Raw genomic sequence first — 14,824 nt, 5'->3', positions numbered from 1 at the left:
GGCTTGCCCGCGATTGAGCGCGCAGCGCTCACCCAACCTATGCATGAGAATTCTCCAGCAAAACCCGCCCGCTGGAACACGCCGCACTGTCATTGCGATAAGCGAAATACAACTTGCCCCGCTCGCGATCAAAACGCAGGTGCAACTCGACCACATCGCCCGGGCGCACCAGTTGCTGGAATTTGAGCACTTCCATGCCGGCAAAGGTCGGCGGGAGATCGAGCAGTTGCTGGCCCAGATTGAACGCCCATTCCACCTGCACCACCCCCGGTAGCACCGGGGTGTGGGGGAAGTGGCCGCTGAAGTAGGCCAGGTCCGGCGGAATGCTCAGTTGCAGGGTCCATTCGCCGTCGCTCTCGACCTGCCCCAGGACGTCCGGCGCCTTGGGGCGCGGCGCCAGCAGCAGGGCTTCGATGTGCGCCTGGGGCAGCTTGCCCTGGGGGTTGAGCGGTAACTGCCGCAACAGGCGCCAGCGGCGGGGCAGGGCCAGGGCTTCGCAATGCTGGCCCAGGTGTTGGCGCAGGGTTTGGGTGACGGTCCGTCGGCCTTGGTTGCGCAAGGCGTGCAGGCCGTCGCCACTGAGCACCACCAGGGCGCCGAGGGACGCGCGGTTTTCCTGGACCACGCCCAGGCGCGCTTCGGCGACCCAGGCGTGATCCGCCAGGGCTTGTTCGAGCATCGGCAGGGAGATGCGTTTTTCTTCCAGCTTGACGATTCGATCCAGGCGCCCGAGCAGTTCGAAGCGCCCGTCGGCGTGGATCTGGGCGGCATCGGCAGTCTGCTCGACATGCCCCGCTGGCAGGTACGGCGAGGCAATGCGCAAGGCGCCGTCGGCATCCTGGCTCAGTTGCACATCGGCAAACGGCTGCCACGGCGCGTGGCCCTGGCGCCAGGCAATGCCGCCGGTTTCCGAGCTGCCGAGGATCTCCGTCGGCCACTGCTGCAGGCGTTGATGCAGGCTGTCGGCCGCGTCGGCGGGCAGTGCGCCACCGGAGGAGAACACGCGCTTGACCGTGCTCAAGGCGGCCCAGTCAAGATTGTCGCCCATGCGCTTGAGCAGGGCCGGGCTGGCCACCCAGGCAAAGTGCGGGTGCTGGCGGCTGACGCGCTGCAAGTCTTCGGGGAACGGCAGTTGCTCACGCACAAACGTGCGCCCAGCGCACAGCGGCCACAGCACGCGGAACAGCAGGCCGTAGATATGCTGGGTGGCGACGCTGCCGATGATGCAGGCCTGGCCCAGGTCGGCGCCCCACAAGGCCTCCAGGGCCTGGACCTCATTGGCCAGTTGGCGCAGGGTTTTGTCGATGCGCTTGGGCTCGCCGCTGGAGCCGGAGGTGCACAGGCTCAACTGGCAGGTATCCAGGTCAAGGGCGGCGGCGGCAACTGCGGGCTGGTAGAGCGCGTCAAGGTCGCCCGCTTCGGTCAGCCAGGCGTCAACATCAGCGGCCCAGCGTTGGCGGGTCTGGGGTTGCAGGTCGGCGGGCAGCAACACGCTGACCCCGGCCTGCCAGGCGCCCAGCAAGGCGATCGCCAGCTCGCCGGCGTCGTTCAGGTGCACCGCCAGGCGCTGGATGCCACGGGCTTGCAGGCCGGACGCCAGGCTCAGGGCCCGCTCGCACAGTTGCGCGTGATTCATCGACGGTTCGGTAGTGACCAAACGCAGTTCCACAGGCTCAAGCAACAGATGCTCAAGATTGACCCAATTCATACGCGGCCTCGAACCCTTTGTCGTATCAGCCATTCCACGGCAAACAACAGCCCCATCAAGCCATAGGCGATCAGACCGTTGTACAACGTCCACCAGCTCAGCGGTGCCCACAGGGTGAGCGCGGCGGCGAGCAGGCCGTTACACAAGAAAAACACACTCCATGCCACGGTGACCTGGCGTGTGTACGCAATGGCCTTTTCGGGCAATTGCGGATCGCTCAGGCGCGCCAGGCGCTCGACCATCGGCGGGCCGTATTTCAGGCTCAGGCCGAACAGCGCCAGCATGAACACGCTGACCAGGCTCGGGTACCAGCGCAGCAGTTGCGGGTTGTCGAACCAGGCCAGCAGCAGGCAAAACACAATTGCAGCCACCGCCATCCAGCCACTGCCAGGGCGTCGCGGGCCGGTCAGCGCGCGCAGCAACCACAGGCTGGCGAGCAGCAGGCCGAATTGCCACGGAGCGAAATGCTCCGTGCCGTAATACACCGCAAAAGGGTACAGCAGCCCTACTAGCAACAGGCCAAGGCCGATCAGCCGGCTCATGCGGCCGGTTGGACCAGGCGGTAGACCGCCTCGACCACGTCATTGACCGTACGCACGGCCTTGAACTCTTCGGCGGCGATTTTCTTGCCGGTTTGGCGCTTGATATGGTCGATCAGGTCCACGGCATCGATGCTGTCGATTTCCAGGTCCTGGTACAGGTTGGCGTCGAGAGTGACCCGTGCCGGGTCCAGTTCAAACAGTTCCACCAGGGCGTCGCGCAGGGTGTTGAAGATATCGTCACGAGTTTGCATGGTTGGGTCTCAAGCTGCCTGTCTGGCCGTGACGAACGCCGCGAGGCTGGCCACGTTGATAAAGTGATTGCGGGTGTCCTTGGCGTCGGCGTCGATCTTGATGCCGTACTTTTTCTGGATCGCCAGGCCCAGTTCCAGGGCGTCTACCGAATCCAGGCCCAGGCCTTCGCCGAACAGGGTTTGCTCGCTGCCAATGTCGCAGGCGTCGATATCTTCCAGGCCCAGGGCCTCGATGATCAGGGTTTTGATTTCGTGCTCAAGGCTGTTTGGGTTGCTCATCTTCGGCGAGCTCCTTAATGAAATAGTGATGCAGGTAATCGTTGAGCTTGCGTGAGGCCTGAGGCGCTGGCCCTTGTGAGGCAAACACCTGTGGGTCTATATCGGCACCCACCTGCAAACTGAAGTGAAAGCGGCGGTGGGGGATGCGATACCAGGGCTCGGCCTTGGTCAGTGTGGTCGGGCTGACCTTGAGCACCACGGGGGTGATGATTGTCGCACCGCGCAGGGCGATGGCGGCGGCCCCGCGATGAAAGGCCGGGGCTTTGCCCGGTACGGTGCGGGTGCCTTCGGGAAAGATAATCAGGGTCTGGCCGCCCCTCAGGGCGCCTGCGGCGGCATCGAGCATGTCGATGCTGCCGTCATTGCTGATATAGCCGGCATCGCTCACCGGGCCACGGGTGAAAGGGTTATGCCACAGGCTTTGCTTGACCACGCAATTGGCATCGCGCACCAGGCCGATCAGCACGACGACGTCGATCAGCGACGGGTGGTTGGCGATGATCATCTGCCCGGGGCGCCCGAGTTTTTCGGCACCCTCGACGCTGTAGGTGAGAATGCCGGCGCGGTACATCATGTTGATAAAGAACCAGAACAGGCGGCCGATGGTCAGGCGCGCACGGCGCTGATGCTGCTGCGCATCCCCCGGCAGGCAACTGAGCAGGGGAAACACCAGCAGGCGCAGGCACAGGCCGCCCAGGCCGAACAGCACGAAGCTGGCCGCCGTGGCGAACAGGCGCCAGTAGTAGGCGTCCCGGGGCTTGTCGGTCAGGGTTTGCGTTGCCAGTTCCATACTCGGTTCTTCCAGGCATGTTGGCAGGCACCCTGCTCGGTAAGCAGGGTGCACAGCAGGTTCAGGGCATGGGGCCACTGGGTCTTGGCAGGTTGGACAGTCGCGGTGTGCAGCGCCAGTTGCCATTCGTCGCCTGGGGTCAGCAGCAGGCCCAGGGCGTAGGGGAACGGCACGTCGTCGATCCAGCGTGCGTAGGCTGGAGGTGGCTGCTCTTCGGTAATCACCAGCAATACCGCCGGCGCGCCTTCGTTGAGCAGGGCGGCGGCCTCGAGCATGCCGTGCTCCAGGCCGTCGCCCGCGGCTGCCAGGGCAGTCATTTCGCTGGTTTCATTGCGCAGGATCGACCACAGGCCAATTACCGCGTTGTGCACCGACAGGCTGAACTGGGTGGGCGACAGGGGCTGGTCATTGGCCAGGTCGCTGAGAATATCCAGGGTGCGCGGGGTTTCGCCGTGACGTGAAACAAACACCAGCGGCAGATCCTGCAAACCTTCGGCCAATGGCCAGCCGACGCTGAAGGCCATCCGCGCCAGGCGGCTCAGGCGCCGGCGCTGCATGGCCGGCAGGAACGACACATCGGGCGCGGCATCGCTTTGGGCGAGCAACACCTTGGCCTGGCACCAGTCGCGCCAGGCATCCTCGCTGTCGAGCCCAGGGGCCCAGGCACGCCATTGGGCGATGTTGAAGTTGATCACTGAGAAGATTTCCCGCCCCTGCGGGCTTCCTTGTGCTGCAAATTGCCCCGCCACGACGGGACATGGCGCGATGGCCGAGTGGCGCGCATTATCCCGGTGCTGTGGGGTTCTAGCAAACTTTGGTAAAGAATTGTTCACGAGATATTACAAAGTCGGCGAAAAAGGATCAGTGATTGTCCGCCAATGGCTACGGGTGTCTGGTGTCAGGTAACTCTGTATTGGTTGGCGTGTTACGAGATAGTTATGCGGGATCCATCCCCAGATGCTGTAGTACAAGCTTGATCAAGGTAGCGAGCGGGCGCTTTTGCCCTCTACACTCGGGCATTCATTGATACACGGAGGTTTTTCCATGCGGCGCGTGGTGTTCAATCAAAAAGGCGGCGTTGGCAAATCCAGCATCGCCTGCAACCTGGCAGCGGTCAGTGCCAGTGAAGGCTATCGAACCCTGTTGGTGGACCTCGATGCCCAGGCCAACTCGACCCAGTACCTGACGGGGCTGACGGGCGACGATATTCCCATGGGCATTGCCGACTTCTTCAAGCAGACCCTGTCTTCCGGGCCGTTTTCGAAGAAAAACCAGGTGGATATCTACGAAACCCCCTTCGACAACCTGCATGTCATCACCGCCACCGCAGAGCTGGCGGACCTGCAGCCCAAGCTCGAGGCCAAGCACAAGATCAACAAGTTGCGAAAGCTGTTGGATGAATTGTCCGAGGATTACGACCGGATTTACCTGGATACGCCGCCGGCCCTGAACTTCTATGCGGTTTCGGCGCTGATCGCCGCTGATCGTGTATTGATCCCTTTCGACTGCGACAGCTTCTCACGGCAGGCGCTGTATGGCCTGCTGGCGGAAATCGAAGAACTCAAGGAGGACCACAACGAAGGCCTCGAAGTGGAAGGCATCGTGGTCAACCAGTTCCAGGCCCGGGCAAGTCTGCCGCAGAAGATGCTGGACGAGTTGATTGCCGAAGGCCTGCCGGTGCTGCCGGTGTACCTGGCCAGCTCGGTGCGCATGCGCGAGTCCCATCAGGAAAGCAAACCGCTGATCCACCTGGACCCGCGCCACAAACTGACCCTGCAGTTTGTGGAACTGCATAACTTGCTGGAAAACGCCTGATCTGAAATGTGGGAGCTGGCTAGCCTGCGATCAGGGGGTGCCAGCTTGCAGAGGCATCAACTGACCCACTGTCATCTGGGGTTACACCCCTTGACTACGCAACCAGCTCATCAGTTGCGGTAACGGAAACGCCCCGCTCTGGCGCGCTACTTCCCGGCCGTTCTTGAACAGGATCAGGCTGGGAATCGAGCGAATCCCCAATTGTGCCGAAAGCTGCTGGTTGGCCTCGCTATCGAGCTTGGCCAGCCGGCACTTGCCGGCCAACTGCCCGGCGGCCTGTTCAAACACCGGCGCAAACGCCTTGCACGGCCCGCACCACGCGGCCCACACGTCCACCAGTAGCGGTAAATCGCCCTTGATCTGGCTGGAATAGTCACCCTGGTTCAATTCAAACGGTTTGCTCAGCAACACCGGCTGCTTGCAGCGCCCGCACTTCGGGGTATCGCCCAGGCGTTCGTGGGGGATGCGGTTGAGGCCGTTGCAGTGTGGGCAGGGGATTACAAGAGAATCGGACATGGTGGGGTTCCGTTGACGTTGCCAATGAACACTATTTGGAGCCAGGGCTAAGATTATCAAGGTTAGGCGGTAGCGACGCATGCGCTCACATTTTTGCTTGTGCACATGTTTGACGGTGTCTCCAGGCGGCCTACGCAGGTATGAGATACCGCCACTGGTCTGCTGAACGCTTATCGCATACTGCGATAACTTGATCCCGGGACTAACGCTCATAGCAAGATGCGATAACGGCAAGTGGAAGGAATGACCGGAAATGAGCGTATTGATTGAGCAGGGCTAGGACGAACAACTGATCTCCAAATGCTTGCCCCAGTCGGGCGGCCGCTGAGCGTACTGTTCCATTCCCGGCTGCTCTTCAAATGGCGTGCTCAACACCTCATGCAGTCTTCGCACTTCACTGTAGTCGCCTGACTCGGCGGCGGTGATGGCGTTTTGTGCCAGGTAGTTGCGCAGGATATACAGCGGGTTGACCGCGTGCATGCGCTCGCGGCGTTCTGCCTCGCTGCCAGTACCGTCGCGCTCAACCCGGGCCTTGTACGCGTCGGCCCAGGCATCGAAGCCCGCGCGGTCGACAAAGTCATCGCGCAGGCGCGCCACGGCCAGTGCGGCGGATTCGTCGCCCAGATGGCGGAAGAACAAGGTGTAGTCCACGCCACTGTTCTGCATCAATTGCAGCAGGCGCTCCACCAGTTTCTGGTCATCGTCCTCGGCGGTGGTCAGGCCCAGGCGGCGGCGCATCAGGTCCAGGTAGTGGGCCTGGTACAGCGGCAGGTACAGGCCCAGGGTCTCGCGCAGGGCTTCAACGCTGATGTATGGCGTCAGCGCCTGGGCCAGGGCGCTGAGGTTCCACTGGCCGATGGGCACCTGGTTGCTGAAAGAATAGCGGCCTTCGTGATCGGAGTGGTTGCAGATGAAGTGGGCGTCGAAGTCATCGAGGAAGGCAAACGGCCCGAAGTCGAAGGTAATCCCCAGGATCGACATATTGTCGGTGTTCATCACCCCATGGCAAAACCCGTAGGCCTGCCACTTGGCGATCAGCTCGGCATTGCGCTCGACGATCTCGCGGAACATTGCCAGGTAGGGCTCGGGTTGCTCCTGGCATTGGGCAAAGTGCAGCTTCAGCACGTGCTCGGCCAGTTGCTGGTGCAGCTCGGTTTTCTGGGTGTAGTAGAAGTATTCGAAGTGCCCAAAGCGGATATGGCTCGGCGCCAGGCGCAGCACCATGGCCGCGCGTTCCTGCTTCTCGCGCCATACCGGGGTGTCGGAGCCGATCACGCAAAGGGCGCGGCTGCTGGGGATGCCCAGGGCGTGCAAGGCTTCGGAGGCGAGAAACTCGCGGATCGACGAACGCAGCACCGCGCGGCCATCGCCCATGCGCGAGTAAGGCGTTTGCCCGGCGCCCTTGAGGTGCAAGTCCCAGTGCTCGCCCGCCGCGTTATACACCTCGCCCAGCAGCAAGCCGCGGCCGTCCCCCAGTTGCGGGTTGTAAGAGCCAAACTGATGCCCGGAATAGACCATCGACCGCGGTTCAGCCTCGGCCCACAGCTTGTGGCCGCCGAACAGTTCGGCGAACACCGGCGTGTCGGCCACGGCCGGGTCGAGGTCCAGCAGGGCCATGGCGGCGTTGCTCGCCACCACCAGCCGTGGCTCGTCGATGGGCTCGGGCAATACGTGGGTTGAGAAACCATCGCCCAGGCGGGCGAAGCGGTTGTCGAAGGTCAGGTCGTCGAGGGCTTTCACCGGCCATCTCCAGCAGAATGTCCGAGCATTCTGCTGGGGATAGCGCGGTTAGTCGAGTTTGGCCGGTGGTGTGGGTTGTGGCGAGCCGTCATTCGCCGGCTTGCTCAGGGGTTCGATTTCCACCAGCTTGTATTCCTGGCCGTGCAGGTTTTTCAGGTAAACCTCCATCTGGCGGAACGAAATGTTGATGCTCTGCTTCTTGAACTCACGGTTGATAAAGCGGTTGACCTCATCAATCACCGGGTTGCGGTCGCCCAGATCGCGCACATGCATGCGCAATTCGTGGTCTAGGGTGCTTTCGCCGAAGTTCAGGAAGTACACAAGGGGTTCCGGGTCTTTCAGTACCCGTGGGTTATCCCTGGCGGCCTTGAGCAACAATTCCTTCACCAGGTCCAGGTCGGAGCCGTAGTCCACGCCAAGCTTGAGGGTCACCCGGGTGACGGTGTCGGTCAGCGACCAGTTGATCAGTTGCCCGGTGATAAAGGTTTTGTTCGGGACAATGATGTCCTTGCGGTCGAAGTCGGTGATGGTAGTGGCGCGGATGCGGATCTTGCTCACCGTCCCCGACAGGTTGCCGATGGTAATGGTGTCGCCGATGCGCACCGGGCGCTCGAACAGGATCATGATGCCGGAGATAAAGTTGGCGAAGATCTCCTGCATGCCGAAACCCAGGCCCACCGACAGCGCGGCCACCAGCCATTGCAACTTGTCCCAGCTGACCCCGAGGGTCGACAGGGTCGACACAAAGCCCACACCGGCAATCACATACGACAGCAAGGTGGTGGTGGCATAGGCACTGCCCTGGGCCAGGTCGAGTTTGGACAGCACCAGCACTTCCAGCAGGCCCGGCAGGTTGCGCGCCAGGGCGAAGGTGATGCCGATGATGATCAGTGCGCCGAGCATGTCGCCGATGCTGATGGGCACCATGCTGATATTGGCTCCGGTGCCGCTGGTGTACTCGTAGAGGGTGATGTTGTCCAGGTAGGAGAACACCGAGATCAGGTCCGACCAGACCCAGTACAGCGCCGCGATAAAACCGCCGAGCAAGGCCAGGCGAATCAGGCGCATGGACTGCTCGTTGACCTGCTCGATATCCAGGGTCGGTTCCTCGATCACCACTTCGCCGTCGCCGGCTTCCTTGGCCGCCTGGCGCTTGGCCAGTGCCCGGGAGTAGGCCAGGCGCCGTGCGGCCACACCCAGGCCACGGACGAAGGTGGCTTCGATCACCAGCCAGAACATCAGCAGGTACAGGGTGTTGATCAGGCGGTCGCTGAGTTTGAGCGCGGTGTAGTAGTAGCCAAAACACACGGCAATAAACAGCGCGATGGGCAGCGCGGTAAACGCCACGCCGACCACCTTGCGAAACAGCGAGGCCTTTTCATGGGTCGGGCTATTGAGCAACAGGCGACTGAGCAGCCAGGCCATCAGCCCGTAGCAGGTCAGGACCACAGCGATCCCCAGCACATCGTTGGCCAGGGCCGCCGGCTGATGTTCGGCGATGGACACCACGGCCACCAGCGCCAATACCACCAGCCCCAGTTTGCGGATCCAGCCCTGGAGGAATTCGACCTGGGGTTTTTCCCAGCGGAAATGCAGTTCGGCCACACCGCCTGGCGCCAGGATGCGATAGGCGGTGTAGAACACCAACCACGCCTGGGCGATTTGTACCAGGGCCATGCCCAGGTTGGCGTTCTGCCCACGGGCATCGATTTGCAGGGCGTAGCCACACAGCGCCAGGCCGAGGGTCACCGGCAAGGCCAGCAGGATATTCACCAGAATGGCGATCGGGGTGTGCCACTGGCTGTCACGTTTGAAGTGACCGATATCCATATGGATTTTTTTCAGCCGCTCGTACAGGTTGTTACGTCGCCATAGCAGGGCGCCGATCAACAGCAGGAGGGGCAAGAACAGCAGCGGGCGCTGGGTCAGGCCGTCATACAGTTCGCTGAGGCTGGAGGCCCAGGGCAGGGTGTTGACCTGTTTTTCCAGGCGGGTGGGCACGGCTTCCAGCCATTCGACGTCCAGCGGTTTGTTGCTGGGGATCCAGAACATCTGTTCGTCGAGGGTCGCGCGCAGGCTGGCGGCGGTGCTGAGCAGCTGTTTCTGGTTCAGTTGCAGGGTGATGGATTCGTTGAGCAGTGCGCTCAGTTCCCGGCTCAGGCGCTCGAGCAGGTCGCTGCGGGTCACGGCCAGTTCCAGCAGGGTGCGGCGCAATTGCGGGGTGACCTGGTCTTCGGGCTGGTTGGCCAGCAAGTTATCGACGTAGGCACTCGGCGAGTTGATCAGTTCGCGCTGCTGGTTGACCTCGAACTGGTACAGGCGAATGTTGGCGATATCGTCCGCCAGGTCCCGGTCGACCTTCAGGCGCGGCAAGGCCTGTTTCTGTTGATAGAGAATTTTCGACAGCAGCAGGCTGCCCTTGAGCACGTTGATCTGCTCGTCCAGGGCCGAATCGCTCTGGGTCATGTTGTCCAGCAACTGCTTGGTTTTCAGGTTCTCTTGGGTCAGCTCGTTGAGCCGGTCGGTGCTTCTGAGCAGGTAGTCGGACAGTTTCAGGTTGGCCGCGCTTTCCGTGGTCAGCAGGCTGCTGCCGCCGGCCTTCTGCGCTTCGATGGACTGCTGAGTCACGGTTTCCTGGGACTGGGCCAGGCGTTTCTGGTTGATCAGGGTTTGCAGGTCCTGGATTTCCTGCTCCAGGCGCGCGGTTTTTTCCACTGCCAGGTCATGCTGGCTGTTGCCCAGGTCTTGCAGCTGGCTGTTGCCCGCCAGCTCCTGGCGGCGCAGCGGGATCAAGGCATTGAGCGCCGCCAGTTCGGCGTTCAGCAGGTTGCGCTGGTCGCCGTTGAGGGGTTTGCCATTGTCCTTGCCGGCCTTGAGGATGCCGTTGATCTGCTGGATGCGCGTCTGGCTGTTGCTGATTTCGGTCTGGGCGCGCTCGGGGCGGGTCTGGGCGGCGATGCTCAGGCTGTTGGCGTCGGCCAACTCCTTTTGCAGATCGCCCTGCTGGGTGCTGCGCTGCACCAGCAGTTGTTCGAGCTGCGGCACCGGCAGGCTGGCGTAGCGCTGGGCCACAGGCACCACTTTGGTGCTTTTGAGGCGGGCCAGTTCACGGGAGTTTTCCGTGGTCTGGCGGGGAGCGCCTTCGAGCTGACGCTTGAGGTCAGTCAGGCGTTGCTCGTAATCCTGCTTGTTACCCAGCAGGGTCAGGGTCTGCTGCAACACATTTTGCAGCGCCTTCATGTCGGCGTCGGGCAGTTTGCGGTCAGGCAGCTTGTCCAGGGTCTGTTGCACGCTCTCGATGCTTGGCGGGGCGGCGGCATATACGGGGCTGACGCAGAGGGTCAGACCCAGCAGGGCAGTGGCTAAAAAAGTGCGCAGGAATGTCATAGAGACCGATCGAACAAGATGAAGAATAGGGGGCGTGCTGATGGCCACTGGCACACCGTCGCCCCGCAGTTTAGAGGAAGAGTCCGGGCCCCGGGCGACTTCCTTCGGGGAATCTGACGCCGACTTTGCCGATCTTGTTCCCGTCCATCACGGCAACCGTCCAAATGGTGTTGTTCCACTCCACCTGGTCGCCGACAATCGGCGCGCCACCGACTTTCTGGGTAATAAAGCTGCTCAGTGGCATGTCCGGGTCGATGCCGTCGAGCTTGAGCCCGTACAGCGCCGAAACCGCGCCCAGCTGGGCGTCGCCTTCCAGCACGAAGTCGCCGAAGAAGCGCAGGTCCAGGCCCCGTTGTGGTGCCTGGCTGAACAGCTTGCCGAGGGCGGCGAGGTTGTGTTCATGGCCGATCACGCACAGCAGGTCATCGGCTTCCAGCACCGTACTACCCGACGGATGGAGCAGTTGCTGGCCACGAAACAACGCGGCGATCCGCGTGCCTTCGGGCATTTTCAGCTCGCGCAGGGCCGCGCCGATGCACCATTTCTCCGCACCCAGGCGGTAGACGAACAGCTCCCACTCGCTGGTGACGTGCACTTCCAGGGCTGCCCGGGAAATCGGCGCAGGCTCGGGCGGGACCGTCACTTTCAAGAGCTTGGCGACCCACGGCAGGCTGGTGCCTTGCACCAGCAACGACACCAGCACGATAAAGAACGCCAGGTTGAAATACAGCTGGGCGTGGGGCAGGCCGGCCATCAACGGGAACACCGCGAGAATGATCGGCACCGCGCCGCGCAGGCCGACCCAGGCGATAAACACTTTTTCGCGACCATGGAAGGCCTTGAACGGCAGCAGGCCGACGGCCACCGACAGCGGCCGCGCAAACAGGATCATCCACAGCGCCAGGCCCAGGGCCGGCAGGGCGATGGGCAGTAGGTCATGGGGCGTGACCAGCAGGCCCAGCACCAGGAACATGCCGATCTGCGCCAGCCAGGCCATGCCGTCGAGCATATGCAGGATGCCGTGGCGGCTGCGTACCGGGCGGTTGCCGATCACCAGGCCGCACAGGTACACGGCGAGGAAGCCGCTGCCGTGCAAGGCGTTGGTCAGGGCGAAGACAAACAGGCCGCCGGCGATCACCAGGATCGGGTACAGACCGTTGGCCAGGTTGATCCGGTTGACCAGTTGCAGCATCAACCAGCCGCCGCCCAGGCCGATAATGCCGCCGATGCCGAACTCGCGGATCAGGTGGGTCAACAGGCTCCAGTGCAAGCCGGTCTGGCCGCTGGCAAGCATGTCGATCAGGGTCACGGTGAGGAACACCGCCATCGGGTCGTTGCTGCCGGATTCGATTTCCAGGCTGGCACTGACCCGTTCGTTCAGGCCCTTGCCGCCCAGCAGCGAGAACACGGCGGCGGCATCGGTGGAGCCGACGATGGCGCCGATCAGCAGGCCCTGGATGATATTGAGGTCGAACAGCCAGGCCGCCGCCATACCGGTGAGGCCGGTGGTTATCAACACCCCCACGGTCGCCAGCGACAGGGCTGGCCACAGTGCCACGCGAAAACTCGCGACCCGGGTCCGCAAGCCGCCATCGAGCAGGATCACTGCCAATGCCAGGTTGCCCACCAGGTACGCGGTTGGGTAGTTATCGAAAATGATCCCGCCGCCATCGACGCCGGCCAGCATGCCCACGGCCAGGATGATCACCAGGATCGGGATCCCCAGGCGGGACGAAAGAGAACTCACCAGAATGCTCGCACTTACCAGCAACGCGCCGATCAAGAACAGGCTGTTGATGGTCGTCGCATTCAAAGGCAGTACTCCGAAAATAAGGCGGGCGCAGACTGACCATGCAGTCTGCGTGCCAGCGATTCTAACCTGTTGAATTGCTGCGCTGTCAAAAAGCTTTTCAGGTTTACACAGAACCAATGTGGGAGCGGGCAAGCCCGCTCACACATTTATGATGCAGCGTCTGTTAGAGACGGAATCTACCCACCATCCCATTCAAATCCACCGCCAGGCGCGACAACTCACTGCTCGCCGCACTGGTCTGGCTGGCGCCGGTGGCCGACTGCACCGACAAGTCGCGGATGTTCACCAGGTTGCGGTCCACTTCCCGCGCGACCTGCGCCTGCTCTTCTGCGGCGCTGGCGATCACCAGGTTGCGCTCGTTGATCTCGATAATTGCGCTATTGATGGTATCCAGGGACATCCCCGCGCCTTTGGCGATATTGAGCGTCGATTCGGCGCGTTCGGTGCTGTTGCGCATCGAATCCACTGCCTGTTCGGTGCCGGCCTGGATACTGCCGATCATCCGCTCGATTTCACTGGTCGATTGCTGGGTACGATGGGCCAGGGCCCGTACTTCATCGGCAACCACGGCAAACCCGCGCCCGGCTTCCCCGGCACGCGCGGCTTCGATGGCGGCGTTCAGGGCCAGCAGGTTGGTCTGGTCGGCCAGGCCGCGAATCACATCCAATACCTTGCCGATATCCCGCGACTCTTCGGCCAGGGCGCCGATCAGCGTGGCGGTGCCCTGCACATCGCCGCTCATGCGCTCAATCGCGCTGACGGTTTCCTGCACCAGGTCGCGGCCATCGCCGGCCGAGGCGGTGGCGTTTTTCGAGGCTTCGGAAGTGCTGACGGCATTGCGCGCCACTTCTTCGACGGCGCTGGTCATCTCGTTGACGGCGGTGGCCGCCTGCTCGATCTCGTTGTTCTGTTGGGTCAGGCCACGGGCGCTTTCATCGGTGACGGCGTTCAGTTCTTCGGCAGCCGAGGCCAGTTGGGTGGCCGAGCCGGAAATGCGCTGCAGGGTGTCGCGCAATTTCTCCTGCATTTTATTCATCGCGCGCAACAGGCGGCCGGCTTCGTCATCGCCATCGACCTTGATCGGCTGGGTCAGGTTGCCCTCGGCAATGTTCTCGGCCGCGTCCAGGGCCTGGGCGATGGGCAGGGTGATGCTGCGGGTCAGCAGCCAGGCAAATAGCATGGTCAGCGCCGTGGCCAGCACCAGCAGGGCGACCACCAGGCCGAAGGCCGAATCATATTGCTCGGCGGCTTTCTGGTTGCTGTCGTTGGCCATCGAATTGTTGATGTCCAGCAGGCGCGTCAGCACCGTGTTGACTGCCTCGGAGTTGCTCAGCAGTTCGGTGTTGAGCAAGGTGCGCAGCTCTTCGATCTGATTGTTGCGCGACAGGCTCTTCATCCGCTCTTCGATCTGCCGGTACTGGCCCAGCAGGCGCACATAATCGTCGTAGGCCGAGCGCTCCTCGCGGCTGTCGATCAGCTTTTCATACACGCTCTGGGCGGCACGGATCTGCTGGTTGCGCAGTTCAAAGGCTTCCAGGGTTTTCTGTTGAACCTCGGGCTCGCGGTTGGTCAGCAGTCGGTAGGACAACACACGCAGGCGCAGGGTCAGTTGGGTGAAGTCGTCGAGGGCGCGAATGCTCGGCACACTTCTGAGGGTGATGTCTTCGGTCGCGCCACGGATCTTGCCCATCTGATTCAGCGCAAAAACACCGAGAAACAACATCAGCGCACCAATGCACGCGAAGCCGAGAAACGCGCGCGGCGCGATATTCATATTACGAAGAGACATGCAGTGGTCCTGGGAGAGGCGCGATCCGTGCGGCTTTGAGGCGGGGTAAGCAAGACCTATCGGACGTACGACTAAAGTCTTGAGGGGGTGCGCGCTTTTGTCGCACCCTGCGCGGATTGGAATGGATTCAGGAACCAGATGGCGTAAATGCAGTCACTAAGGCTCCACAGCGTGGCCTGACCCGTGAAATCGGG

12 protein-coding genes are annotated in these 14,824 nt (G+C 62.2%); 1 reads left to right on the top strand and 11 read right to left on the bottom strand.

What is annotated here, in order from left to right:
• Window positions 1-37 precede the first annotated feature (37 nt).
• From HBR93_RS05105 to HBR93_RS05080, 6 genes are read right to left on the bottom strand one after another with little or no spacing between them, the layout of a single operon-like run.
• Window positions 38-1,708, bottom strand: a complete 1,671-nt coding sequence (locus tag HBR93_RS05105; RefSeq protein ID WP_169959909.1) for an acyl-CoA synthetase family protein — start codon at window positions 1,706-1,708, stop codon at window positions 38-40.
• Window positions 1,705-2,250, bottom strand: a complete 546-nt coding sequence (locus tag HBR93_RS05100) for a hypothetical protein (protein ID WP_057437272.1) — start codon at window positions 2,248-2,250, stop codon at window positions 1,705-1,707. The genes HBR93_RS05105 and HBR93_RS05100 overlap by 4 nt, the downstream gene beginning before the upstream one ends.
• Window positions 2,247-2,501, bottom strand: a complete 255-nt coding sequence (locus HBR93_RS05095) for an acyl carrier protein (protein WP_032862153.1) — start codon at window positions 2,499-2,501, stop codon at window positions 2,247-2,249. The genes HBR93_RS05100 and HBR93_RS05095 overlap by 4 nt, the downstream gene beginning before the upstream one ends.
• A gap of 9 nt (window positions 2,502-2,510) precedes the next feature.
• Entirely contained in the window at window positions 2,511-2,780 is a 270-nt protein-coding gene (locus tag HBR93_RS05090) for a phosphopantetheine-binding protein (RefSeq protein WP_032862152.1), read from the bottom strand.
• The gene (locus HBR93_RS05085; protein WP_057437274.1) at window positions 2,758-3,570 is read right to left on the bottom strand and encodes a lysophospholipid acyltransferase family protein; all 813 of its coding nucleotides are present in this window, start codon (window positions 3,568-3,570) and stop codon (window positions 2,758-2,760) included. The genes HBR93_RS05090 and HBR93_RS05085 overlap by 23 nt, the downstream gene beginning before the upstream one ends.
• A complete protein-coding gene (locus tag HBR93_RS05080) occupies window positions 3,546-4,265 on the bottom strand; it encodes a beta-ketoacyl synthase chain length factor (RefSeq protein ID WP_057444629.1) in 720 nt (239 codons plus the stop codon). Before HBR93_RS05080 ends, HBR93_RS05085 begins: the two co-directional genes overlap by 25 nt.
• A gap of 349 nt (window positions 4,266-4,614) precedes the next feature.
• Here HBR93_RS05080 and HBR93_RS05075 point away from each other — a divergent pair, with 349 nt between their 5' ends.
• Entirely contained in the window at window positions 4,615-5,385 is a 771-nt protein-coding gene (locus tag HBR93_RS05075; protein ID WP_057958100.1) for a ParA family protein, read from the top strand.
• An 81-nt stretch (window positions 5,386-5,466) separates the two neighbouring features.
• On the opposite strand, the gene trxC is transcribed toward HBR93_RS05075, so the two are convergent.
• From trxC to HBR93_RS05050, 5 genes are all read right to left on the bottom strand, one after another.
• Window positions 5,467-5,901 carry a thioredoxin TrxC gene (gene trxC, locus HBR93_RS05070; protein WP_057437277.1) on the bottom strand — a complete coding sequence of 145 codons (435 nt, stop codon included), beginning with the start codon at window positions 5,899-5,901 and terminating at the stop codon, window positions 5,467-5,469.
• Between the two features lie 276 nt (window positions 5,902-6,177).
• On the bottom strand, window positions 6,178-7,641 hold the full coding sequence (locus tag HBR93_RS05065) for a protein adenylyltransferase SelO (RefSeq protein ID WP_169959908.1): 1,464 nt from the start codon (window positions 7,639-7,641) through the stop codon (window positions 6,178-6,180).
• A gap of 48 nt (window positions 7,642-7,689) precedes the next feature.
• Window positions 7,690-11,028 (bottom strand): mechanosensitive channel MscK, encoded by a 3,339-nt coding sequence (mscK, locus tag HBR93_RS05060; protein WP_057437285.1) that lies wholly within the window; start codon window positions 11,026-11,028, stop codon window positions 7,690-7,692.
• 70 nt (window positions 11,029-11,098) lie between these two features.
• Window positions 11,099-12,841: a potassium/proton antiporter gene (locus HBR93_RS05055; RefSeq protein ID WP_115127220.1), complete on the bottom strand. Its 1,743-nt coding sequence runs from the start codon at window positions 12,839-12,841 to the stop codon at window positions 11,099-11,101.
• A 163-nt stretch (window positions 12,842-13,004) separates the two neighbouring features.
• Complete coding sequence (locus HBR93_RS05050) at window positions 13,005-14,630, bottom strand: methyl-accepting chemotaxis protein (RefSeq protein ID WP_057437287.1); 1,626 nt, start codon at window positions 14,628-14,630, stop codon at window positions 13,005-13,007.
• Window positions 14,631-14,824 lie beyond the last annotated feature (194 nt).

Source organism: Pseudomonas sp. WS 5411 (genome assembly GCF_012985595.1).
In the GTDB taxonomy this organism is placed as follows: domain Bacteria; phylum Pseudomonadota; class Gammaproteobacteria; order Pseudomonadales; family Pseudomonadaceae; genus Aquipseudomonas; species Aquipseudomonas shahriarae.
Note: the sequence above shows the minus strand (reverse complement) of the source record. Positions and strands in the feature narration are given on the sequence as shown.